20 protein-coding genes are annotated in these 26,751 nt (G+C 26.1%); 11 read left to right on the top strand and 9 right to left on the bottom strand.

The window, feature by feature from the left end; all coding sequences use genetic code 11:
• Nucleotides 1-102: 102 nt before the first annotated feature.
• Together dnaK and dnaJ are read left to right on the top strand one after the other, a co-directional pair.
• Nucleotides 103-2,022 (top strand): molecular chaperone DnaK, encoded by a 1,920-nt coding sequence (gene dnaK, locus AB4W59_RS00700; RefSeq protein WP_367673225.1) that lies wholly within the window; start codon nt 103-105, stop codon nt 2,020-2,022.
• 82 nt (nt 2,023-2,104) lie between these two features.
• Complete coding sequence (dnaJ, locus tag AB4W59_RS00695; protein WP_367673224.1) at nt 2,105-3,241, top strand: molecular chaperone DnaJ; 1,137 nt, start codon at nt 2,105-2,107, stop codon at nt 3,239-3,241.
• 54 nt (nt 3,242-3,295) lie between these two features.
• Here the strand turns inward: dnaJ and rpsT are convergent, their stop codons facing one another.
• Nucleotides 3,296-3,574, bottom strand: coding sequence for a 30S ribosomal protein S20 (gene rpsT, locus AB4W59_RS00690; protein ID WP_367673223.1), 279 nt, complete (start codon nt 3,572-3,574; stop codon nt 3,296-3,298).
• Between the two features lie 989 nt (nt 3,575-4,563).
• On the opposite strand from rpsT, the gene ileS reads away from it, so the two are divergent.
• From ileS to folA, 6 genes are all read left to right on the top strand, one after another.
• Nucleotides 4,564-7,383 carry an isoleucine--tRNA ligase gene (gene ileS / locus AB4W59_RS00685; RefSeq protein WP_367673222.1) on the top strand — a complete coding sequence of 940 codons (2,820 nt, stop codon included), beginning with the start codon at nt 4,564-4,566 and terminating at the stop codon, nt 7,381-7,383.
• A complete protein-coding gene (gene lspA, locus AB4W59_RS00680) occupies nt 7,361-7,846 on the top strand; it encodes a signal peptidase II (protein WP_367673221.1) in 486 nt (161 codons plus the stop codon). The genes ileS and lspA overlap by 23 nt, the downstream gene beginning before the upstream one ends.
• A gap of 96 nt (nt 7,847-7,942) precedes the next feature.
• Entirely contained in the window at nt 7,943-8,764 is an 822-nt protein-coding gene (dapB, locus tag AB4W59_RS00675) for a 4-hydroxy-tetrahydrodipicolinate reductase (RefSeq protein WP_367673220.1), read from the top strand.
• A gap of 204 nt (nt 8,765-8,968) precedes the next feature.
• Nucleotides 8,969-10,132 carry a glutamine-hydrolyzing carbamoyl-phosphate synthase small subunit gene (gene carA, locus AB4W59_RS00670; RefSeq protein ID WP_367673219.1) on the top strand — a complete coding sequence of 388 codons (1,164 nt, stop codon included), beginning with the start codon at nt 8,969-8,971 and terminating at the stop codon, nt 10,130-10,132.
• Between the two features lie 13 nt (nt 10,133-10,145).
• Entirely contained in the window at nt 10,146-13,388 is a 3,243-nt protein-coding gene (gene carB / locus AB4W59_RS00665; protein WP_367673218.1) for a carbamoyl-phosphate synthase large subunit, read from the top strand.
• An 82-nt stretch (nt 13,389-13,470) separates the two neighbouring features.
• Nucleotides 13,471-13,953, top strand: coding sequence for a type 3 dihydrofolate reductase (gene folA / locus AB4W59_RS00660; RefSeq protein WP_367673217.1), 483 nt, complete (start codon nt 13,471-13,473; stop codon nt 13,951-13,953).
• A gap of 41 nt (nt 13,954-13,994) precedes the next feature.
• Here the strand turns inward: folA and apaH are convergent, their stop codons facing one another.
• From apaH to AB4W59_RS00645, 3 genes are all read right to left on the bottom strand, one after another.
• Nucleotides 13,995-14,807, bottom strand: coding sequence for a bis(5'-nucleosyl)-tetraphosphatase (symmetrical) ApaH (apaH, locus tag AB4W59_RS00655; protein ID WP_367673216.1), 813 nt, complete (start codon nt 14,805-14,807; stop codon nt 13,995-13,997).
• A gap of 42 nt (nt 14,808-14,849) precedes the next feature.
• Nucleotides 14,850-15,656, bottom strand: a complete 807-nt coding sequence (rsmA, locus tag AB4W59_RS00650; protein WP_367673215.1) for a 16S rRNA (adenine(1518)-N(6)/adenine(1519)-N(6))-dimethyltransferase RsmA — start codon at nt 15,654-15,656, stop codon at nt 14,850-14,852.
• Between the two features lie 91 nt (nt 15,657-15,747).
• On the bottom strand, nt 15,748-17,058 hold the full coding sequence (locus AB4W59_RS00645; RefSeq protein WP_367673214.1) for a peptidylprolyl isomerase: 1,311 nt from the start codon (nt 17,056-17,058) through the stop codon (nt 15,748-15,750).
• 200 nt (nt 17,059-17,258) lie between these two features.
• On the opposite strand from AB4W59_RS00645, the gene AB4W59_RS00640 reads away from it, so the two are divergent.
• Nucleotides 17,259-18,017: a DedA family protein gene (locus AB4W59_RS00640; protein ID WP_367673213.1), complete on the top strand. Its 759-nt coding sequence runs from the start codon at nt 17,259-17,261 to the stop codon at nt 18,015-18,017.
• An 11-nt stretch (nt 18,018-18,028) separates the two neighbouring features.
• On the opposite strand, the gene rplY is transcribed toward AB4W59_RS00640, so the two are convergent.
• Together rplY and nfo are read right to left on the bottom strand one after the other, a co-directional pair.
• The gene (gene rplY, locus AB4W59_RS00635) at nt 18,029-18,313 is read right to left on the bottom strand and encodes a 50S ribosomal protein L25 (RefSeq protein WP_367673212.1); all 285 of its coding nucleotides are present in this window, start codon (nt 18,311-18,313) and stop codon (nt 18,029-18,031) included.
• A gap of 32 nt (nt 18,314-18,345) precedes the next feature.
• A complete protein-coding gene (gene nfo, locus AB4W59_RS00630) occupies nt 18,346-19,185 on the bottom strand; it encodes a deoxyribonuclease IV (protein ID WP_367673211.1) in 840 nt (279 codons plus the stop codon).
• A 607-nt stretch (nt 19,186-19,792) separates the two neighbouring features.
• Between nfo and glyQ the strand changes: the two genes are divergently transcribed.
• A complete protein-coding gene (gene glyQ / locus AB4W59_RS00625) occupies nt 19,793-20,710 on the top strand; it encodes a glycine--tRNA ligase subunit alpha (protein ID WP_367673210.1) in 918 nt (305 codons plus the stop codon).
• 1 nt (nt 20,711) lies between these two features.
• Nucleotides 20,712-22,781, top strand: coding sequence for a glycine--tRNA ligase subunit beta (gene glyS / locus AB4W59_RS00620; RefSeq protein ID WP_367673209.1), 2,070 nt, complete (start codon nt 20,712-20,714; stop codon nt 22,779-22,781).
• A 129-nt stretch (nt 22,782-22,910) separates the two neighbouring features.
• Here glyS and tgt read toward each other — a convergent pair whose 3' ends face one another.
• The 3 genes from tgt to pheT are packed head-to-tail and all read right to left on the bottom strand — an operon-like array spanning nt 22,911 to nt 26,746.
• Entirely contained in the window at nt 22,911-24,023 is a 1,113-nt protein-coding gene (gene tgt / locus AB4W59_RS00615) for a tRNA guanosine(34) transglycosylase Tgt (RefSeq protein ID WP_367673208.1), read from the bottom strand.
• Nucleotides 24,024-24,048: 25 nt separating this feature from the next.
• On the bottom strand, nt 24,049-24,357 hold the full coding sequence (locus AB4W59_RS00610) for an integration host factor subunit alpha (RefSeq protein ID WP_367673207.1): 309 nt from the start codon (nt 24,355-24,357) through the stop codon (nt 24,049-24,051).
• A 4-nt stretch (nt 24,358-24,361) separates the two neighbouring features.
• Complete coding sequence (pheT, locus tag AB4W59_RS00605) at nt 24,362-26,746, bottom strand: phenylalanine--tRNA ligase subunit beta (RefSeq protein WP_367673206.1); 2,385 nt, start codon at nt 26,744-26,746, stop codon at nt 24,362-24,364.
• Between the last annotated feature and the right edge of the window lie 5 nt (nt 26,747-26,751).

Genomic DNA, 26,751 nt, shown 5'->3' with positions numbered 1-26,751 from the left:
ATTAATGTAATACTTCACAACTATTATATCGAACTAATCAAAAAAATATCTATAAGTTTAAATACATAAATTTATTAAGATATTAAATTTGGAGAAATTTCCATGGGTAAAATCATTGGTATTGATTTAGGAACAACTAATTCATGTATTGCAATTATGGACGGAAAAAAACCGAGAGTATTAGAAAATGCCGAAGGTGATCGCACAACTCCATCAGTTATCGCGTATACACAAGATGGAGAGGTATTAGTTGGACAACCAGCTAAACGTCAAGCTATTACAAATCCTAAAAATACACTCTTTGCCATAAAACGCCTAATTGGTAGAAAATTTACAGATGATGAAGTACAACGTGATATTAAAATTATGCCATATAGAATTATTAATTCAAACAATGGTGACGCATGGATAGATGTAAAAACTAAAAAAATGGCTCCACCTCAAATTTCTGCAGAAGTATTAAAAAAAATGAAAAAAACAGCAGAAGATTATTTAGGGGAAAAAGTCACAGAAGCAGTTATTACAGTGCCTGCGTATTTTAATGATGCACAAAGACAGGCCACTAAAGATGCTGGGAAAATAGCTGGACTAGAAGTAAAAAGAATTATTAATGAACCAACAGCTGCAGCATTAGCATATGGTTTAGATAAAGAACCAGGTAATAAAACTATTGCAGTGTATGATTTAGGTGGTGGAACATTTGACATTTCTATTATTGAAATAGACAATGTAGATAAAGAAAAAACATTTGAAGTACTCGCCACCAATGGCGATACTCATTTAGGCGGAGAAGATTTCGACAGTCGTTTAATTAATTATTTAGTACAAGAATTTAAAAAAGAGCAGCTAATCGACTTAAGAAATGATCCATTAGCTATGCAGCGCTTAAAAGAATCAGCTGAAAAAGCTAAAATAGAATTATCATCTGCGCAACAAACAGATGTAAATTTACCATATATTACTGCAGATGCTACAGGGCCGAAACATCTAAATATCAAAGTAACTCGTGCAAAATTAGAATCATTAGTAGAAGATTTAATTATACGCTCAATTGAACCACTCAAAATTGCACTGAAAGATGCAGGATTATCCACATCTGATATTAACGATGTCATTCTAGTAGGTGGTCAAACAAGAATGCCTATGGTACAAAAAAAGGTAGCGGATTTTTTTGGCAAAGAACCTAGAAAAGATGTAAATCCAGATGAAGCAGTAGCAGTAGGTGCAGCGGTTCAGGGCGGTGTTCTATCCGGAGAAGTAAAAGATGTTCTACTTTTAGACGTAACACCGTTATCGTTAGGAATTGAAACTATGGGAGGTATTATGACTCCTCTTATCAATAAAAATACTACAATTCCTACCAAACATAGTCAAGTATTCTCTACAGCCGAGGATAATCAATCAGCAGTAACTATACATATATTACAAGGTGAAAGAAAAAAATCCTCAGATAATAAATCTTTAGGACAATTTAATCTAGATGGTATTGAGCCTGCACCACGAGGTACAGCACAAATCGAAGTTACATTTGATATTGATGCAGATGGAATATTACATGTATCTGCTAAAGACAAAAAAACAGGAAAAGAACAAAAAATTACCATTAAAGCATCTTCAGGATTAAATGAAGAAGAAATTAAAAAAATGGTACATGATGCAGAAATTCATGCAGAATCAGATCGAAAATTTGAAGAACTTATAAAAATTAGAAATCAAGGTGATCAATTAATTCATAGTACAAAAAAACAACTCAATGAAAATAAAGATTTTATCGAAGAAACAGATAAAATTAAAATAGAAACAGCACTGCAAGAATTAGAAAAATCACTAAAAAATGATAGTCAATCTGATATTGAAAATAAAATACAACTTCTTTTAAAAGAATCTTCTAAATTTACAGAAATGAATAAAAAAAGATCAGAAGAAAATAAAAATAAAAAACAATCATCTTCTGCTAATAAAGAAGATAATGCGGTGGATGCAGAATTTGAAGAAATCAAAGATCAAAAAAAATCAGAATAATAACTACTACCGTATGTAAACAAGCACGGGCGTAGAAAAAATCTACGCCCGTGCATTTATTTCAAAAGCAGGAAGAATAAGAATGGCAAAAAAAGATTACTATCATATTCTAGGAATTGAAAAAACTGCTGAAGACCGAGATATTAAAAAAGCATATAAAAGATTAGCAATGAAATATCACCCTGACCGAAATCAAGGTGATAAAAAAGCTGAAAGTAAATTCAAAGAAATTAAAGAAGCTTATGAAATTTTAATTAATGAAGAAAAAAGAAACGCATACGATCAATATGGACATGAAGCATTTGAAAATGGTAATTCTGGACATAGTACTCATACCACTTTTACAAGCTCTTCAGATTTTGGTGATATTTTTGGAGATGTATTTGGTGATATTTTTGGTGGGTCTAGAGCACAAAGAGCAAAAAAAGGATCAGATTTATGTTACACCTTAGAATTATCTTTAGAAGAAGCTGTTAAAGGTACAATAAAAGAGATAAAAATTCCAACTTTACAAAAATGTCAAACATGTTATGGTAGTGGTGCAAGTGCAGGCACTAAACCTAATGCTTGCGCTACATGTTATGGAAAAGGACAAATACAAACAAGAAAAGGATTTTTTACCGTACAACAATCCTGCCCTACTTGTCGAGGAAGAGGATCTGTTATTCATCATCCATGCTCATTATGTCATGGACAAGGAAGAATAGAAGCAAGAAAAACATTATCTGTGACTATCCCTCCCGGTATCGATACAAATGATCGAATTCGTCTGAATAATGAAGGGGAAGCTGGAATTAATAAAGCACCTGCAGGCGATTTATACGTTCAAATAAAAGTAAAAAAACATCCTATATTTGAAAGAGAAGATAATAATCTTTATTGTGAAGTTCCCATTAATTTCACTATGGCGGCATTAGGCGGAGAAATTGAAGTACCAACACTAGATGGTCGAGTAAAATTAAAAATACCATCTGAAACACAATCTGGAAAATTATTTAGAGTACGTCAAAAGGGTGTCAAATCTGTTCAAAATAGAAATCAAGGAGATTTATTATGCCGTGTTGTAGTAGAAACTCCTGTAAACCTTAATGAACAACAAAAAAATCTTTTATATGAATTAGGAAATAGTTTTAATGGTTTCCGAGGTGAAAAAAATAGCCCTCGTTCAAAAAGATTTTTTGATGGAGTTAAAAGATTTTTTGACGACTTAACTAGATAAAATATTATAGAGTATTGCTTCTTGAAAAAAATAGAGGCAATACTACTTCTATATTTAAAAATTATCTTGCAAAATAATATTTTTTATTTGATGTGATAAATTAGACTTATGCCGTGCAGCTTTATTTTTGTGAATTAAACCCTTACTTACATGTTGATCGATAATAATTTGCATTTTATAAAACTCGTCCTGTGCTAATTTATGATTTTTAGATAAGATAGCAATCTTTACTTTTTTAATAAAAGTACGAATCATGGATCGACGACTAGCATTGTTTTGACGACGTTTCTCAGATGTAATCGAATCTTTTTTAGATGATTTAATATTTGCCAATGGTAACTCCTAAATATAATTTTTTAAAAAAGAAATAAACTGAAAAAAAACAAAAAATAAATATTATTAGTATAATATAAATTATTAAAATATATTATTTACATATTATACTGAGAAACAATATTTTAAAATGTATACACAGTGTATATCGAACATAAAAATATTAATTTATAATAATCATAAGCAATATTAATATCATATAAACTTGCGTCATTAAAAAACTCTATAAATCTCACCAAATCAGTAAAAAATATAATATGCTAATGATAGCAATCAATATCCGAGCTGTCACTATTAGAATATTTAAAAAAATTATTTTACATCGCTTTATAACATTTCTTATACAGAAGAAAGCATATTTTCAAAAATTATCTATACTTTATCTACTAAATTGAATAATATTTTTATATCTGTGAACGCAAAAGATTTTATCATATATCTATTAATAAAGAAACTTTACACATAAATTTATATTTTTATAAAAAACTTTCGTCTTAGTACTAAAAATCAATAATTTTAATCTGTCAAAAATTTAGAAAAAATATATTTTTTTAAACAATGTCTATAAACTTTCTATACTATTGTAATATTAAAATGCGCATCATACAAAAAATCAAGATATTGTTTTTATAAACTCCACTATTAGACTAAATGTTTTTAATTTATCTATAAGATATTCACAGAAAATTGATTGAGAAAAACATAAGAATATTACCGATTATCTTATTATAAATATGTTATTGAATATAAATATTTTGTGCAATGATAATATATATGTAGAAAAAAATTAAATATTTTGTTAAGTAACTACTTCTCAAGTATATCTAATATTAATTTTTAATTACATTATTTTAGACACCACAGAATATTATTAGTATATTTATTTTTTGTAAAATACATAATAAAAATTTTTTCTTTGAAAATATAAAATAATTAAATTTTTCTTCATATCTATCAACTTTAGTCATTATAACAATAAAGAATAAAACATGAATGATTATAAAAAAACCTTAAATTTACCAAAAACTACATTTTCCATGAGAGGTAATCTTGCCAAAAAAGAACCATTAATATTACAAGATTGGCAAAAAAACAATCTATATACACTAATACGTAAAAAAAAAGAAAACAATAAAATATTTTTTCTACACGATGGCCCTCCGTATGCTAATGGTAATATTCATATTGGACATGCGGTTAATAAAATTTTAAAAGATATTATTATTAAATCAAAAAATTTATCGGGTTTTGATGCACCTTATATACCCTCTTGGGATTGTCATGGTTTGCCTATTGAACAAAAAGTAGAATGCATGCTTGGTCAAGAAAAAGAAAAAATAGATTTTTTACAATTTCAAAAAAAATGTCGTAAATATGCAGAAACACAAGTATGTAAACAAAAAAAAGATTTTATAAGACTTGGTGTTATTGGAGATTGGGAAAATGCACATCTCACAATGGATTTTAAAAAAGAAGCTGAGATAATTAGAACATTATCTAATGTTCTTCATCAAGAGCAAATATATCAAGGATTTAAACCTATACATTGGTGTATAACATGTTGCTCCTCTTTATCTGAAGCAGAATTAGAATATCGTATAAAACAATCAGATTCTATTATAGTAAATTTTATAAATACTGAACATGATCTTATAGAAAAAATATTTGATACAAAAAAATTAAAAAAAAATATTTCTCTACCTATATGGACCACTACACCGTGGACTTTACCAGCTAGTCAGGCTATATCTATTAATCCTGATTTTATATATCAGTTAATAGAAACAAAAAAATATTGTTTTATTTTAGCTCAAGAGTTAGCTGAAAAAATATTACATTCCTTAAATATTTTTAAATGGCAAGTATTAAGTTCAATACAGGGAAAATATTTAGAAAAAATAAAATTTTTACATCCATTTTTAAGAAATGTTTATTTACCTATAATATTAGGAAAACATGTCAAACTAGAAACTGGAACAGGAGCTGTACATACAGCACCAGATCATGGACCAGATGATTATATTGTAAGTAAAAAATATAATATCCACCCTATCAATATAGTAAACAAATCAGGAAATTATATTCAAAATATACACCCAGAATTAGATAATATAAATGTTTTACAAGCTAATTCTTGCATTATAAACATATTAAAAAAAAATCAATCATTACTGCATCATGAATATATAAAACATAGTTATCCTCACTGTTGGAGACACAAAAAACCTATCATATTTAGAGCTACTCCTCAATGGTTTATAAATATAGATAAACAAGAATTAAGAAAAAAATCTCTTGAAATTATTAAAACAGTTTCTTGGATACCTGCATGGGGTCAATCACGAATGTCAGAAATGATCCAGTACAGACCAGATTGGTGTATTTCTAGACAAAGAAAATGGGGAGTCCCGATTTGTATTTTTATACATAAAAAAACAGGAGAAATTCATCCAAATACTCGTTTGTTAATGGAAAAAATAGCACAAAGAATAGAACTAGAAGGAATACAAGCTTGGTGGACAATCGATCTCAAAAAAATATTAGGTGATAATCATAAAGAGTATAGTCAAGTAGTAGATGTATTAGACGTATGGTTTGAATCCGGAAATACTCATACTTCAATCAAATATAAGAATAAAAAATATATTAAAGATTATGCAGATATGTATTTAGAAGGGGCAGATCAGTATAGAGGATGGTTTATGTCTTCATTAATTATTTCTATGTTAATAAAAAAAAAGGCTCCTTATAATGAAGTATTAACTCATGGTTTTGTAATAGATCAAAATGGACTCAAAATGTCTAAATCCATTGGCAATACTCTTAGTCCAAATGATATTATAAAAACACTAGGAGCAGATGTATTAAGACTTTGGGTCGCTTCATCCAACTATTCTGGAGATATTTCGATCTCTCATGACATATTAAAACGGTCATCAGATACATATAGAAGAATCAGAAATACTGCACGTTTTATGCTTGCTAATATACATGATTTTCATCCAAATCAAAACATTATTACTAAAGAAAAAATGATTTATTTAGATAAATGGGCTATAGGACAAGCAAAAAAAGTACAAGAACAAATAATAAATTTTTATAATTCCTATAATTTTCATTCTGTTATAAAACGTATTATGTATTTTTGCTCAATTGAAATGGGATCTTTCTATCTTGATATTATAAAAGACAGACAATATACTTTAAAAGAAAACAGTCTTGAAAGACGCAGTTGTCAAACAGCTATATATTACATAATAAATGCTCTTGTTAGGTGGATCGCCCCTATACTGTCTTTTACTGCACATGAAATCTGGAGTCACCTGCCCAATAATAATTCTTCATATGTTTTTACAGAAGAATGGTTTGACAAACTTTTTTATTTAGATGATAACCACAATTTAAATCATTCATTTTGGAATGAATTAATTGATATTAAAAACGAAATAAATAAGTTTTTAGAAGAAGAAAAAAAAAATAAATATATTAATAATTCATTAGAAACTTGTATCAGTATATATGTTAATTCTGATCTAGAAAAAAAATTAAATCTTTTGGGAAAAGAACTAAAATTTATATTCTTAACATCCGAAGTAACAGTGAAAAAATATGAACAAGCACCAATAAACGCAAAAAAAAGCGAAAATATTCCTAGTCTTAAAGTAAAAATAAAAAAAAGCGAAAATTTAAAATGTCCAAGATGTTGGCATCATGCTATTATTTCAAACAAAAACAGCAAAAATAATCAAATTTGCTCAAGATGTCTATTGAATACAGTAGGATGCGGTGAAAAAAGAAAATTTTTATAATAAAAAAAGATATAGTTGGATATATATAGTTATTATTATATTTTTTGCTGATATTTTTAGTAAATATTGGATATTCAAGCATTTTTCTTTGTATCAAATCAAAAAAATATTTTTTATATGTAATATTTTTTATGTGCATAACTATGGTGCTGCATTTAGCCTATTATCAAACCAAAATGGATGGCAAAAATGGTTATTCTCTTTAATTAGTATCATTACGATATTAAATATGATATATGTCAATATTACAGAGCAAAAAAAAAACGATATTATATCATATTCCTTTATTATCGGTGGTGCCATTGGAAATTTATTTGATCGTGTATTTTATGGATGTGTTATAGATTTTATTGATTTACACATTGATGGTTATCACTTTGCAACATTTAATATAGCAGATTTAAGTATTTTTATAGGCGTTACTATAATCATAATGAAAAAATATGTTAATAATAAAAAATGATATCTATACTTTTTTTATCGCTGTAAACACATTTTATAAAATCCATGTATAATATACTATACAAAAAAATAATTTAAAATATTAAACAAGGGAAAAATGAATAAAACAAAACAAAAAAAAACTCGTATCGCCATTGCTGGAGCCATGGGTCGAATGGGAATCACATTAATTAAAGAGATACAAAAAAATAAAAATACAATATTAAGCGCAGCACTAGTACTAAAAAATAATCCATTTATTACAAAAGATATAGGCGAGATAATTGGTATAGGAAGAGTAGGAGTGTTAATAAGTGATACATTAGATGAAAAACAACATGACTTTGATGTATTAATCGACTTCACAAAATCTAGTAGTACATTAAAATATTTAAAACAGTGTAGTATGTTAAAAAAAAATATTGTTATTGGTACTACTGGTTTCTCTCAAGAAGAAAAAAGCATAATTCAATCATATTCAAAAAAAATAGCTATTGTTATGTCGTCTAATTTTAGTATAGGTATTAATTTACTATTACAGTTAGTTCAAAAAACTACTGAAACTATAGGAGATAAATCTGATATTGAAATTATTGAATATCATCATCGTAATAAATTAGATGCACCTTCAGGAACTGCATTATCTATAGGAGAAGCAATTGCGAAAGTCATGAATTGGGACTTAAAAAAACAATCTATTTACTCACGAGAAAAAAATAAAAAAATAAGAGAACAAAATAAAATTGGATTTTCTACTATACGTGCAGGCGATATTATTGGTAAACATACTGTTATGTATGCTAGTGATGGAGAACAAATTAATATCACACACATTGCTTCTAATAGACATGCCTTTTCTAAAGGCGCTATTCAAGCAGCAATATGGCTACATCAAAAAAAAATAGGATTGTTTAATATGGAACATGTATTATCTTTCTAATAAATATCTATACTATTTATTTTAAAAAATTTTTTATAAATTAATTAACATAAAATATATTTTTATTAATACAAACCTTTATTAATTATTACAAAATAAATACTTAGGATGTTAATAGACAAAAATATTAATTTTAGTTAAAGTGTTATACATAACATAGCAGTAATAAATTTCTTCTTAATAATAAAAAAAATAATTTATTTAATGGGGGATCTTTTGGAGAAATCAGCAGTACTTGTTTTAGAGGATGGAACTAGATTTCATGGAAAATCTATTGGAGCACCAGGGACTACAATAGGTGAAATTGTTTTTAATACATCAATAACTGGATACCAAGAAATCATTACTGACCCTTCTTATTCACATCAAATAGTCACATTAACTCATCCTCATATCGGTAATATCGGTACAAATTCATATGATGAAGAATCTTCTAAAATATATATAAAAGGGCTTATTATTCGTGATATGTCACCTATACCAAGCAATTTTCGTAATCAAAAAAGCTTTTCAGATTACTTAAAAGAAAATAATATTGTTGCTATATCAGACATTGATACAAGAAAACTTACACGTATTTTAAGAACTAACGGTTCTCAAAATGGATGTATTATAGAAGATAAAAAAGAAAATTATATTATAGCACAAACACACGCAAAAAATTTTTTAAATTTACAAGGATTAGATTTAGCTAAGGAAGTAACTACTAAAAATATTTATAATTGGAATCAAGGTACATTTAATTTTAATAATGCTAATATACCTATAAGAACAAAAAAAAATTTTTTATTTCATGTTGTAGTATACGATTTTGGCGTCAAAAGAAATATATTACGCATGCTAGTGGATAGAGGCTGTTATTTGACTGTAGTACCGGCTAAAACCAATCCTCAAAAAATATTAAAATTATCACCACATGGAATTTTTCTATCGAACGGACCTGGTGATCCCAGACCTTGCCAGTACGCTATCGAAGCAATTCAATATTTTTTAAAAATTAATTTGCCTATTTTTGGTATTTGTTTAGGGCATCAACTTCTTGCATTAGCCAGTGGTGCAAAAATAAAAAAAATGAAATTTGGACATCATGGCGGAAACCATCCAGTGAAAAACATTAAAACAAACCGTGTTATTATTACATCTCAAAATCATAGTTTTACAGTTGATACAAAGAATATGCCAGATAATATTGATATTACACACCGATCTCTTTTTGATGGAACATTACAAGGACTTGCCTTAAAAAACAAAAATGCATTTAGTTTTCAAGGACACCCAGAAGCAAGTCCTGGACCACATGATGCATCATCTTTATTTGATTATTTTATTAAATTAATGATTAATCAACACAATCATACTAAAGTATGAATTAGAGAAGAAAATGCCCAAATCTACTGATATAAAATCTATTTTAATTCTTGGAGCTGGACCAATTGTCATTGGTCAAGCATGCGAATTTGATTATTCTGGCGCGCAAGCATGTAAAGCGTTAAAAGAAGAAGGTTACAAAATAATCTTGGTGAATTCCAATCCCGCTACAATCATGACAGATCCTGATATGGCTGATATCACATATATTGAGCCTATTCATTGGAAAATAGTTGAAAAAATTATCCAAAAAGAAAAACCAGATGCATTGCTACCTACTATGGGTGGTCAAACAGCTTTAAATTGTGTATTGGAATTAGATTTAAAAGGAGTGCTAAATAAATTTAATGTTAAAATAATAGGTGCTACTATTAATGCAATTCAAAAAGCTGAAAATAGAAAATTATTTGAACATGCAATGAATAAACTGAAGTTAAATACAGCAAAATGTGGTATTGCAAATAACATAAAAGAAGCATTTTCTGTATTACAGGATGTAGGATTGCCATGCATTATACGACCTTCATTCACTATGGGAGGGCATGGAGGTGGTATTGCATACAATAATGAAGAATTTTCAGATATTTGTGAAAGAGGATTAAAATTATCGCCTAATAAAGAACTTTTAATTGATGAATCCCTTATTGGTTGGAAAGAATATGAAATGGAGGTTGTACGAGATAAGAATGACAATTGTATAATCGTATGCTCCATTGAAAATTTAGATCCAATGGGAATTCATACTGGCGATTCTATTACAGTAGCTCCTGCACAAACTTTAAGTGATAAAGAATATCAAATTATGCGAAATGCTTCTATGTCTATTTTAAGAGAAATAGGTGTAGAAACTGGAGGATCTAATGTACAATTTGCAATTAACCCTAAAAATGGACGTATGATTGTAATTGAAATGAATCCTAGAGTATCTCGTTCTTCTGCATTAGCTTCTAAAGCTACAGGATTTCCAATCGCTAAAATAGCAGCAAAACTAGCAGTAGGATACACGTTAGATGAACTTGCTAATGATATTACCGGTAATAATACTACGGCATCATTTGAACCATCTATAGATTATATAGTCACTAAAATTCCTAGATTTAATTTTGAAAAATTTCCTGGTTGCAACGATCGATTAACAACACAAATGAAATCTGTTGGTGAAGTCATGGCTATAGGACGCACCTTTCAAGAATCTATACAAAAAGCAATACGTGGTTTAGAAGTCGGTTACACAGGTTTCGAATCACTAATATCTTTTAATGATTCAAACGATTTTCTAAAGAAAATAAAATATGAACTGAAAAATGCTGGAGCTGAAAGACTTTGGTATATTGGAGATGCTTTTCGTACTGGAATGTCTATCAATGATGTATTTGAATTAACTGCTATTGATCCTTGGTTTTTAACGCAAATTAAAGAAATAATTGATTTAGAAAAAAAAATTATAAACAATAAATTTATAGGACTTACTACTAATTTTCTTTATTTTATTAAAAGAAAAGGCTTTTCTGATCTTCGTATAGCTAAATTAACACATAAAACAGAAAAAGAAATCCGACAACTACGATATAAGTTTAAATTGCACCCAGTATATAAAAGAATTGATACTTGTTCAGCTGAATTTTCTACCGAAACAGCATACATGTATTCTACATGGGAAGACGAATGTGAATCCAATCCTCATGTGAATACAAAAAAAATTATTATATTAGGCGGTGGACCTAATAGAATAGGTCAAGGAATAGAATTTGATTACTGCTGTGTTCACGCGGCACAGGCATTAAGAAAGGATGGATTTGAAGCTATTATGATCAATTGTAATCCAGAAACGGTATCTACAGATTATGATATTTCAGATCGATTATATTTTGAACCAATTACATTAGAAAATGTATTAGAAATTGTACGTATTGAAAAACCTATTGGAATTATTATTCAGTATGGTGGGCAAACGCCTTTAAAACTAGCGCAATCTTTTAAGGAAGAAGGAATTCCTATTATTGGAACAAAACCAGATGCAATTGATCAAGCAGAAAATCGTGATCGTTTTCAAAAAATTGTTACTCAATTAAATTTAAAACAACCTTTCAACGCAACCGCGCTTACATTAGAAGAAGCGCATAAAAAAGCTAATAAGATAGGTTATCCTATCATGATTAGACCATCTTATGTATTAGGTGGAAGAGCGATGGCAATTATTTATGAACCATATAATCTTGATAATTATTTTAAAAATGTTTTACAAAAAAATAATAAAATACCTGTCTTGTTAGATCAATATTTAGACTATGCTAAAGAAGTAGATGTAGATGCTATTTGTGATGGTGATAACGTTTTAATTGGGGGTATTATGGAGCATATTGAACAAGCCGGAATTCATTCCGGAGATTCCGCATGCTCTTTACCAGCTTACACATTAAATAAAGAAATACAAAATGAAATTAGAGAACAAGTAAAAAAATTAGCATTTGCATTATCTGTAAAGGGATTAATGAATGTACAATTTGCTATTAAAAATAACAAGATATATATCATTGAGGTTAATCCTAGGGCGGCACGTACAGTTCCATTTGTATCAAAAGCTACTGGATTAGCTCTTGCAAAAATAGCCGTACGTGTAATGTGTGGAAAAACATTATTAGAACAAGGTTTTATTGAAGAGATTATTCCACCATATTTTTCTGTAAAAGAAGCTGTTCTACCTTTTGATAAGTTTCAAGGTGTTAATCCCATATTAGGACCTGAAATGCGTTCTACAGGTGAAGTCATGGGAATTGGAAAAAATTTTTCTGAAGCATTTTCAAAATCTATGTTAGGTGCACATACAAATATAAAAAAATATGGACGTGTTCTTCTTTCTGTAAGGGATAATGATAAAGATAGAATAATACATTTAGCAATACAACTTAAAAAAATAGGATTTAAAATAGATGCCACTAAAGGTACATCTATAGCATTAAAAAAATCTGGAATAAAATCTAGATTAGTAAATAAAGTACATGAAGGTCGACCACATATTGAAGATCGAGTAAAAAATGGAGAGTATACGTATATAGTAAATACTACATCTTGTGATCAAGGCATAAAAGATTCTCAATTAATTTGTCGTAGTGCTCTACAATATAAAGTTCATTATGATACTACCATCAATGGTGCTTTTGCAACAGTGATGGCTTTAAACGAAGATCCAATCAAAAATATAAGATCACTACAAGAAATACATAAAAAAATAAATGTGATATATAAAAAAATATAACATATTTAATTTTTTAAAATACATATTATAAATATGATATTATTTATATTAAACAGCAATTCATAAGAATATTTTATATAAAATGAACATTAGCTTGATTGCGGCTATTACTAATAATCGTGTAATAGGAAATAAAAATATAATTCCTTGGCATATCCCAACAGATTTACAATGGTTTAAACGACATACAATATATAAAAGCATTATTATGGGTCATAATACCTGGAAATCCATTGGAAAACCACTTTTAATGCGAAAGAACATAGTTCTTAGTCATCAAAAAATTCAACACAAAGGAATAATATGGGCAAATTCTATATCTAATGCTATTCTGTCTGCAGAATTAAATAAAGAGATAATGGTAATTGGTGGTCAACAAATATTTCAACAAATGTTATTTTATGCAAATAAATTATATTTAACTCATATAGATATAGATATTATTGGTGATACATATTTTCCTCAATATAAATTATGTTCATATTGGAAAATATTATTTCAACAACATTTTTCTAAAAATAAAAAAAATCCTTATAATTACTATTTTGAAATTTTATCAAGATAAATTTTTTTAAAAAAATAAAAATAATACTTTTAAATCAAGTATTATTTTTTATTAGATTGAAAAAAATATTTTTTATCTTCCCATCTTATCATAGCCAATTCCCCACCCCAACAACAACCATAATCTAAAGGATAAAAAGGATGCAAAACACGAGTATTCTTTAATGAAGACCAATGCCCAAAGAATATAGAATATTCTTTAGATATTTTTTTTTTCATTAAAAACCATGGTTGTAAAGGTTTTTTTGCAAAACATGGAATCTCTTTGCAAGTAAGATCTAGCTGTCCGTTGGGATAACAATACCTCATCCGTGTCAAAACATTAATACTATATTGCAATTTTTCTAATGGTGTTAAGTTTAATTGCCAATGCATGACATTGTTATTATACATGGATTCTAAAAAAACTATATAATCTTGACTAGATAAACACTCTTCAATACCTTTAGCACAAGATTTCGCTGTACTTACATCCCAATACGGACTAATGCCGGCATGTGACATAATAATTTTTCGATCTTCATCAATTTGTAAAAGTGGTTGATGACGTAACCAATGCATTAACATCTCGCTATCCTTTGAGAAAAAAAAATCATTAAATGCATTTTCCTTTTTATTTTGTCTTTTACCAAAAAATACTGAAATTAAATTTAAATCATGATTACCCAATACTATTTTAGCATGATCTTGCAATGAATATAAATAACGTAATACTTTGATAGAATCCGGACCTCTAGCAACTAAATCTCCAGCAATCCATAAATAATCTTTTTTTGCATTAAAATTCGCTTTCTTTAAAAGAAGCATAAGTTGTGTATAACAACCATGAATATCACCAATAAAATACGTGCTCATATTTTTACATTTAATTTAAAATAAAAAATTTTTAAAAATCTTCTAAGATTTTTTACTAGACAAGTAATTAGCCATTTGGCAATATTGTACTACTGATATATTTTCCGCTCTTGATGTTGGATCAATACCTAACTTTATCAATCTTTTTAAGGAAAATACACTTTTTAAACTATGACGCAACATTTTTCTTCTTTTCTGAAAAGCTATTCTTGTAAGATTACTTAACATATTTATGTCCTGTACATAAATAGTATAATTCTTACGAGGCATCAAGTTAATAAATACGGAATGCACTTTGGGAATAGGAAAAAATGATTTTGGTAAAACTTGAAAAATCATTTCTATATTACAATAATACTGTGCCAATATACTCAAACGACCATATTTTTTACTTCCTGGAATTGCTATCAAACGCTGCGCTACTTCTTTTTGAATCATAAAATTCATATCTTTAATATTATTTATATAATTAAATAAATTAATAATTAAAGATATAGAAATATTATAAGGCAAATTGCCAAAAATTCGCATTAATCTTTTTTCTTTATTAAATAACTTAAAATAATTAAAATTTAATGCATCCTGATTAAAGATAATTAATTTTTTTAAAAATTCAGAACCATTTAATAATTTTAATAAATGCGCATCTATTTCAATAACAATTAAAGAATCTACTATTTGACATATAGGCTTTGTCAATGCGGCTAATCCAGGCCCAATTTCTACTAGCAATTCATTTTTTTGGGGATCAAGAAATTTTATAATCTTATTTATGATAGTTTTATCAATAAGAAAATTTTGACCAAATTTTTTTAAAGGTAAACAATTCTTATATCTGTTTTTACTCATGTATTTATAATCATTTTATTCAAATAGACACATCATACAAAAATAACTATATTAAAAAAATATTTTTTGAAAGATATAGAAATGTTTGCCGTTATTGTATTATCGATACATATGATAATCGCACCAGTTCCTTAATCCATTGTTCTCTTGCGGTAGTAATTTTATATTTCAATAAGATATTATAAGCTTTATTTTTTTCTATTAAATAGCATGTATTGACTTTGCGTTCATTTAATTTTTTAAAAATATGCCAACCGATATTAGATTGAATAGGTGAGGTAATTTTATTGTTTTTTAAATGAATTACAATTTTCTTAACATTGTTATCGAGTGCATCATATAATATCCAACCGAGATCACCTTTTTTATTAGATATATTTTTATGATTAGAAAAATTTTTTACAACATAATTAAAGTTATATATTCCTTTTTTTAATTTTTTATATATATGAAAAATATTTTTTTTAATAATTTCATTTTTTATAATAGGTGAAAATGGCATAAAAAATTGTTGTAAATGACATTCTGTTATAATATTTTTTTTGGGAGTTTCAATATCATGAATTTTTAATATATAAAATCCATTTTTTTCTAAAAAAGGACCTAATATATCACCTTTTTTTATTATATTTAAAGAATTTGAAAATTTTTTTTGTAAATCAAAAAAACTAATCCATGATAAATTTCTTGCTAAAAAAAAATTATTATTTTTTATACATTTTCTATATAAATCTTCATATCTATAACCATTATTAATTTTTTTTATTATACTTTCAGATAAAAATTGAGTATTATATACATTATTTTTAATATTTTTATCCAAAAATGGTATAAATATATAACTTACATTTATTTTTTTGTGCTTATTTTGCTCCTCAAGAAAATACGAAAAAAAATGATTTATGTCTTTTTCTGTAATATTAATATTTTTATATAACTCATTTTCTTGAAGAATTTGAATGATTAATGCTTTTTTAATATTATTACGATAATCGTCATATTTAAAAAAACTATTTTTATTAGTAAATAAGATGTTATTTTTTAATTCTATTAAACTGATTTTCTTTTGCAAAGCAATATTTTCTATTACTTGATCCACTTGGGCATCAGTAACGGTAATATTTAAATCCTCTGCTTTATCTAATAAAATATTTTCTAAAATTAATTTTCGGATCACTTTTTCTCTTAAAATATTTTCTTTAAAAAAATCAGTACTATTTTCTTTTTGTTGTTGGAGAAAAAAAAGAAATTTTTTTATGTCGCTGTTCAATATAATTCTATTATTAACAATAGCAACAATCTTATCTGTAACTATAGCATATACAGAAATAGAATAAATATTTAAAAAAATAGCAAGTATTAAAAAAATCCATATTTTCATTATCAATCTTCTTTTGTACATGTAATTTTTATAAAACTATTATTGTATACATTACTGATTAATATTCTAAGTATCAATTAAATATTTTTATAAAATAAAATTAAAAAATTTTTCTTGAGGTTATTTTAAAAATTATATAGAGTATAATATATTTTTGTAAATCATTCATAATAAATATAAAAATTACATAAAAAATTTAATTTTAAATATAATGAGACGTTATGGACTCCTGGCTGACTTCTTTAGTAACATATTCGTTTACTTGCTCTTTATTTATAGTAGGCCTAGTATCTTTTTTAGAATCGCTTGCTCTAGTGGGATTATTACTACCAGGTGTAGTGTTTATGACCACATTAGGTACATTAATAGGAGATGCTAAATTATCTTTTTATCCAGCTTGGATGGCCGGTACAGTAGGATGCTTATTAGGAGATTGGGTTTCATATTATCTTGGTTTATATTTTAAAGACTGGTTACATAACTTAAAGTTTTTAAAAAAACATCAAATATTACTTGATAAAACAAAACATATATTAAGCAAACATAGTTTGATCACAATTCTAATTGGTCGTTTTGTGGGGCCAACTAGACCCCTAATTCCAATGGTTGCGGGTATGTTAAAGCTTCCTTTAAAAAAATTTATATCACCCAATATTATTGGCTGTATATTATGGCCTCCTATATATTTTTTTCCAGGCATTGTTACGGGTATAGCGATTAACATACCAGATAACCCTCAAAACGATTATTTTAAATGGTTTTTATTGATTATTTCACTTACTATATGGTTGGGCATATGGTTAACATCAAAATGGTGGAAAGCAAGCAAAGATAATACAACTTCTTTTTTTACAAAGAAAAAATTAGGATGGATATCTATTATAATATTATCATTTGGATTAACCAGCTTAATAGCTATGCAATTTCATCCTGCAATGTTTGTTTTTAAAGATCTTTTTATGCGCATCTTAAAACTATAAAATATTAATATTTAAACGTACATAAAATCAATGTGCAATAATCGTGATTTGAATGCATGACGCTGAATAGCCTGCACTTTAACGATGTTTTTATGATGATCAATGATTAAAAATAAATTTTCTTTAAAAAATTCTATTTTTTTTTGTAAATTAAATACACTATTATGATCTAATTCAAGCGCAACAGAACATTTGTTTAGACCATACAAAATACCAGGAAATTTATTATTTGTGCGTAGCCGTCTGCTAATGCTTTTACCATTTTCTTTTTTATGTGTTGCATAAATCGTTAACATAATATATTCCTTCTGATAAAATAATTGTATTACTATTTTTGTGATCTTAACCAGAAAATTTCATCTTCCCATATTTTAGAATTTTTTGTTTCTAATATCATGGGAATATCATAGAAAATTTTATTTTGTATTATCCACTTAAAAGCCGATGTACCAATTTTACCAATTCCTAAATTTTCATGACGATCAACTCGACTCTTAAATTCTTTTTTAGAATCATTTAAATGTAAACCTTTTAAATATTTAAAACCAATAATATTATCAAATTTTTTAAACGTATTCTCACAGTCTTCTTCTGTTCTTAAATCATATCCTGCAGCAAATAAATGACAAGTATCAAGACATATTCCAATTCTAGAATGATCATTAATTTTATTAATAATATGCGATAAATGTTCAAAACAATACCCAACATTAGTACCCTGTCCAGCAGTATTTTCTATTACAGCAATAACATTGTCGGTATTTTTTAAAACAAGATTAATAGAGTCCGAAATACGATTTAAACACGTTTTCTCACTGATCATATGTAAATGACTACCTGGATGAAAATTCAAAAACATTAAACCCAATTGACTACAACGATTTATTTCATCTCTAAAAGACATGCGCGATTTAGTTAATAAATGATCTACAGGATGTCCTAAATTAATTAAATAACTACCATGTGGTAAAATTTGATGAGGTTGAAAATTATATTTTATGCAATTCTTTTTAAAATTTTCTATAGATTGAGGATGTAACGCAGCGGCATGCCATGTTCGTTGGTTATGAGTAAAAAAAGAAAAAGCAGTACCAGTAATTTGAAAAGCACGCGATACCGCTTTATCTACACCACCAGATGAACTTACATGAGCGCCGATATATTTCATATAGTATTTTCCCTTCGAACATTTTTTATTAAGAAATTATCATATATTTTACATATTTTTATAAACTATTAATGTAATTAAGATATAAAATTAATAAAAATTTTTATATAATTTATAGAGTAACATTAAATTAGACGTATTCTTATAAAAAATATTTAAAAAAATAGAATAAGATTTTTAAAAATATTGTATTTTTTTATTAAATAAAAATATAATACTAAAATTATAATTTTTTATGATATTTTTATGCATAAAATATTCTAAAATTTTTATAAATCCTAATTATTAGTATAAAAATTTAACCATAAAATAATATAGATACATTATATTCAAAAAAAATTGTTTTTAAATAGATTATTTTAAAAAAATATTTTGATCTTTTCAGATAAAAATGATATTTATTTTAATATATACATAAATTTTTTAGATGTAATTTCATAACAATATTTTTGAAAATAAAATAGATTTTATTTAATTTTAAAATAAAAATTTTTATATATTTATAATTTTATATGCAAAATAAAAAATAAAAAATTTAATTCATAATTAATATCATAATAATTTCTAATTACAAAATCGATATTAGTTTAATAAAATGAGTCTAATCATGAAAAAAATTTATCACAATACTTTTTGTAATATAATTTTAAAATTACAAAAATATTGGGCTAAAAAAGAATGTACTGTATTTCAACCAATAGATTTACCAGTAGGTGCTGGTACATTTCATAATAAAACTTTCTTGGGCACTATTGGTCCCGAGCCAATTAAAGCTGTATATACACAGTCATGTCGGCGTCCTACTGATGGAAGATATGGACAAAATCCTAATCGATTGCAACATTACTATCAACTACAAGTTATTATCAAACCACCACCAGAAAATATTCAAAATTTATATTTAGAATCACTAAATTTATTGAATATTAATAATAAAAATAACGATATACGTTTTGTAGAAGATAATTGGGAAAATCCAACATTAGGAGCTTGGGGGATTGGATGGGAGATATGGTTGAATGGAATGGAAATTACTCAATTTACTTATTTTCAGCAAGTAGGTGGTTTAGAATGCTCACCAGTGACTGTAGAAATCACATATGGGCTTGAAAGAATTGCTATGCATATGCAAAATAAATCTAATGTATATGATATTATTTGGGATAAAACAAAAAATAATACCATTACTTATGGTGATATTTTTTATGAAAACGAAATTGAACAATCTCAGTATAATTTTCAATACTCCAATACTTCTTTTTTACTAGACAGTTTTGAAAAATACTTACTAGAAGCACAGCGTTTATTACAATTAAATACACCGTTATTATTAGTAGCATATGAAAAAATAATACAATCCAATCATATTTTTAACTTATTAGATGCACGTAAATTAATATCTATTAATGAACGTCAAAATTATATTTTAAGAATTCGATCATTAACAACAGAGGTAGCAAAAAAATATCTCAATATAAGAGAAAAAATAAATTTTCCATTATGTCATAAAAAAAATAGAGAATGAAATGACAAAAAACATCTTTTTAACAGAAATTGGTATTGAAGAACTTCCTGCAAAAATTTTACATGACATAGCCTGTGCTTTTTATCAAAACATAATTCATGAACTACATGAATATAATATTTTATATGAAAAAGCAGAATGGTTTGCTACCCCAAGAAGGTTGTCAATAAAAATAAAAAATATTGATGTTTCAGAAAAAATAACCTTAATTAATAAGAGAGGTCCTTCAGTATATAAATCTTTCGATAAAAATGGATTCCCAACACAAGCTGCACGTCGATGGGCGGAGAATTGTAATATTAATATTAACCAAGCTCATAGATTAAAAAATGAAAAAGGTGAGTGGCTGATATATCAAATCAAAAAAAAACAAAAATCTACTACACTATTATTGCCTGATATCATAGAAAAATCACTGAAAAATGTTTCTATTACACATACTATGAGATGGAAGGATAATATTTCTAAGTTTTGTAGACCTATTCGAAATATTGTTTTATTATTAGATGACAAAATATTACCAGGAAAAATATATGGATTAAATTCTAGCAATTATATTTATAATCATATTTGTGACAAAGAAAAAAAAATACGAATTCAAAATGCTAAACAATATCCAGCAATATTATTTAATACGTATAACATTATAGCTAATTATCAAGAAAGAAAAAAATTTATTCAAAAAAACATTCAAAAAATAGCATGCACAGTTAATGGTCTAATAAAAATTAATACATTATTAATAAATGAAGTCACTTCACTAGTCGAATCTCCAACTATTTTTCTAGGAAGTTTTCAAAAAAAATTTCTTACAATACCTACAAAAATATTAGTATACACTATAGAATATTATCAAAAATGTTTTCCAGTATATAATATACAAAAAAAAATTATGCCGTATTTTGTATTAGTTTCTAATACTTACAGCCAAACATCATCAAATATTGTTTCTGGTAATGAAAAAGTGATGCATGCACGTTTAGAAGATACTGAATTTTTTTTTAAAAAAGATAAAAAAACAAAATTAATAGAATATCTTAATTTACTCAAAAAAGTAATTTTTCAAAATAATCTTGGAACATTATATGATAAAACTATTCGCTTACAACTATTAGTGCAATGGATTTCGCCTTATAATAAGGCCAATATAAATGATTCTTTTCGTGCAGCTACATTATCTAAATGTGATTTACTGACTAATATGGTAAGTGAATTTAAAGAACTAAAAGGTACGATAGGAATGTATTATGCATTAGAAAATGGAGAAAAAAAAGATATTGCACTTGCTATTAAAGAACAATATTTACCTTCTTTTTCCGGTGATAATTTACCATTGACAAATATAGGATGTTCTCTTTCAATTGCTGATAAAATAGATACTTTATCAGGTATGTTTATAATCAAAAAAATTCCTACATCAGATAAGGATCCGTACGGATTAAGAAGATTGGCTATAGGTATAATACGTATCATTATACATAATAAAATACCATTAGATTTAAAAAATTTAATTCATCACAGTGTCAAACTATATGAAAAAAAAAATCATTATATGACAATATATGATGATATTTTAAATTTTTTTATGATAAGATTATTCAATTGGTATCAAGAAAAAGGATATAGTATTCAAGTAATTAAATCAGTATTATCGTATAAATTAACTATTCCTATAGATGTGCACAATAGAATACAAGCTATAGATTACTTTAAAAAATTAAATTCTTCTAAAAATATTCTATTATCTATGAAAAGAATTTCTAATATTTTGGAAAAAAATAATGAAAATATCACGGACAATATAAATATTTCTATTTTCCAAGAAAAAACAGAAAAAATATTATTTGAAAAAATAATTAATTACTCTGAACATTTTCAACATCTTGCAAAATCTTATAAATATCAAGAAATATTACTTAAAGTATGCGAATTAGAATTGTATATACATAACTTTTTAGACACTATAAAAATTTTACATTCTGATTATAAAATACGTATAAATAGATTAAATTTATTAAATTTAATAAAAAATATGTGTTTTAAAATCGCTAATTTTACGTATTTATATTAATATAATATAAACATTATTCATAATAAAAAATTATTATATATTTGAATAAATTTAAAGGTTTAGTATTCAACATAAATATATTCAAAAAAATTTATATATATTTATGTATAAATTTATAATTTTATTATTTTATATAGACATATTTTTTTTTTGAGAATAAAAATTTTTTATAAATTCATTAAATATATTTTTTTTTATTGCATTCCTAATATTAAACATTAATGTATGATAATAATATAAATTATGAATTGTATTTAAACGAGAACCCAGCATTTCATTACAAGAATCAAGATGATGTAAATAAGAACGGCTATAATTTTTACAAGTATAACAAAAACATTTTTTATCTAAAGGTGATAAATCATTCTTATATTTTGAATTCCTAATTTTAATAATACCATTAGTAACAAATAAGTATCCATTTCTAGCATTGCGAGTAGGGATCACACAATCAAACATGTCTATACCTCTTTTTACTGATTCGATCAAATCCTCCGGTTTTCCTACGCCCATTAAGTACCTTGGTTTATTTTTTGGTATTTGCGGACATACATGATCTAAAATACTATAAAGTTCTTTCTTTGATTCTCCTACAGCTAAACCCCCTACAGCATATCCGTCAAATCCTATATTGATTAATGCTTTAATAGAAATATCACGTAAATGTTTGTGAATACCTCCATGAATAATACCAAATAATAAATTCTTATTTTTTTTTGCATCAAAAAAAATACGGCTTTTTTTTGCCCATTTTAATGATCTTTCCATAGCATGCTGAGTAATATCCCATTTCTTTGTGTAAGCAATACACTCATCAAATACCATAACAATATTTGAATCTAAATCTGTTTGTATTTGCATAGATAACTCGGGAGTAAAAAAACATTTTTGACCATTAATATAATTTTTAAATAATATACCTTCATCATTAATTTTACAAAATTTTGAAAGACTAAAAACTTGAAATCCTCCAGAATCAGTAAGAATTGGACCGGACCAATTAATAAAATTATGTAAATTACCATGTAATTTTATTATTTTTTGACCTGGTCGGAAATATAAATGAAAAGCATTACTTAAAATAATTTTACTACCAATATCTTTTAACTCTTCCACACTAATACTTTTTACAGTTCCATAAGTGCCTACTGGCATAAAAATAGGAGTTTCAATAATTTCATTATTAAAAACAAAAACACCATATCTAGCTTGATTATCTTCTTTTATAATTTTAAAATTCATTTATATTCCATTGTCTATAAGTGTTTTATTTTAAATAATTATTTTTTATATCATAGTATACAATACTATCTTTTAATTTTTGACCTGGTTTAAATATAACTACACGTCTTGCCGCAATAGAAATTATTTTTCCAGTTTTTGGATTTCTACCTGGACGTTCTGATTTATCTTTTAATTTAAAATGTCCAAATCCATACAATTGTACGTCTTCACCTCTTGCTAAAGTTATTTTTATTTCTGTAAAAAAAAAATCTAAACATTTTTTTATGTCATTTTTAGTTAATTGCAATTTTTCAAATAAGTTTTCTAAAATTTTAGATTTTGTAAGCACCATAAATTTACTTCCTTAAAATAATTTGAAACTTTTTATTTAATGATATTATACAACTTTCAAGCATGATATTAATCATATTTTCATGAAGTGTTTTATTATCACTTTGAAAAACAAAACTAATACCAACACTTTTCTGAGTCATGCTAATTTTTTTGCAAAAGTATATATCAAATAAATTAATTTCTACTATGCCCTTTTTGAAAAAATTTTTACATTCTTCAATAACATTAATCATTTCAATATCTTTAGATATCAAAAAAGAAATGTCACGTCGACTAGAAGGAAATTTAGAAATTTTTTTTATCTTTACTGGTGGAAAATTTGTAATTTTATTAAATAAAATTTCAAAAACAAAAATATTATCATGAAAATTAAATAACTCTTCTAACCGAGGATGTATTGCGCCAATTTTTCCTATATAGTGATTATTTAAATAAATAGCTGCACTTTGTTTCGGATGCAAACCTAATATAGGTTTTTTTCTAAACTCTATATTATTTAATCCGCATATAGATTCTAATAAACATTCTAAATCACCCTTTAAATCATAAAAATCTACTTTTCTTATTAAAGAATGCCAGTTTTCTAGCATATATGTACCACTAATAATACCTCCTAAAAAAAACTCTTGTTTTACTCCAAGCATCGCATCTTTGTCAGGAAGAAAACATAAACCACTTTCAAAAAATTTAATACTATGATTTTGACGATTTTTATTATAAGATACTGCTTGTAGAAGCCCGGGCCATAAAGACGTACGCATACATGACATATCTTTAGATATGGGATTTGATATTAATAATTTAGACTGATGAGGAAAAAATATATTATGTCTTTTGGGATCAATAAAAGAATAAGTGATTGTTTCAAAATAACCTTTATTTGTTAATAATATCTTCGCCTTATCTAATAAAAAATCTTTTAACTTATATTTTTTGTGAACAATAAATATTTTTTTTAAAGATACTGGGAAAATATTTTCATATCCATATATACGCAGTATATCACCGATAACATCTTCTTCGATAATGATATCAAATCTCCAACTAGGCGGAATCACATCCCAATATTCTCTTTTAAAAATAAATGTATAATCTAATCTTTTCAAAATATGTGAAATAGTATTTACATCAATAAAAACACCAATAACTTTATTTATATTATTATGATGTAATAAAATATTTTTATGAATATCAATTTTAAAACATGATGTTTTTTTTGTAATCGCACCAGACACTCCACCGCAAATTTTTAAAATTAAATCCGTAGCATATTCAATAGCATAATTTTGTAATTTTTCATCTATTCCATAGCGATAATATTCTAATATCTTATTAGAAGGAAATTTTTTCATAATACTTAATATCGATCTTTTATTCAATAAGGCATTTCCTAAAAATACACTCTTAGTACTATTTTTTATATCAACGATATCAGAATTTATATTACCAGGAATAGATAGTATTTTTTGATTATCAGAAATCACTAAGATTTTTTTGTCAAGATAAACTATATTATTGTTTTTTAAAATTATTTTTTCGTTTTCTCTCGCCATACGTACAATAATAGCGTCATTTATTTGATCTGCATCAAGAATATGAAGAGGTTGTCCAATTTCCATTAAAACATAATTAGTAATATTTGTAATAACATCATTAGATAGCATATCACAAAAAAATAATTTTTTTTTCATCCACAAAGGTGTATTAACATTTACTTGTATATTATTTATCAAACGACCTGCAAAATAAGTGCACTCTTTATTAGAGTGAATATCAATAAAAATTTTTCTGTTAATTTTTATATCATTTTTTTTGTATGACAATATTGGTAATACAAGATTATTGGTAGCAGCTATATTACGTGCTAAACCTAAAATACTTAACCCATCAGGACGATTAGGTGTAGTGGTTACTTTAAAGATTTTATCTTTTAGTAAGAATATCTCGCTAATATTTTTGCCTATTGGTTCTTTTACATCCACTTCAATAATATCATTACTTTCAAAAAGTCCTATTTCTGCAAAAGAACACAACATTCCTTCCGATATTTCGCCTTGCACTATGCGTGTATCAATAACTACTTTATTAGGTAATACAGCTCCAATAGTCGCTACTACCACTTTAATACCACTTCTGCAATTAGATGCACGACAAACAATATTTAATAACTTTTCCTTTCCAATATTAACTTTAACTATTTTACATTGCTTATGCTTTTTATGTTTTATACAATCTATAATTTCTCCTACTATAACACCGGTACATAACGGATTAAATACATTTAATAACTCTATTTCTATACCAGAATTAATTATTTGTTGACATAAAATATCACTACTGACAACTGGATTTACCCATTCACGTAACCATGTTTCATTAAATTTCATTTTAT

The organism is Buchnera aphidicola (Cavariella theobaldi), from assembly GCF_964059165.1.
Lineage (GTDB): Bacteria > Pseudomonadota > Gammaproteobacteria > Enterobacterales > Enterobacteriaceae > Buchnera > Buchnera aphidicola_BO.
Note: the sequence above shows the minus strand (reverse complement) of the source record. Positions and strands in the feature narration are given on the sequence as shown.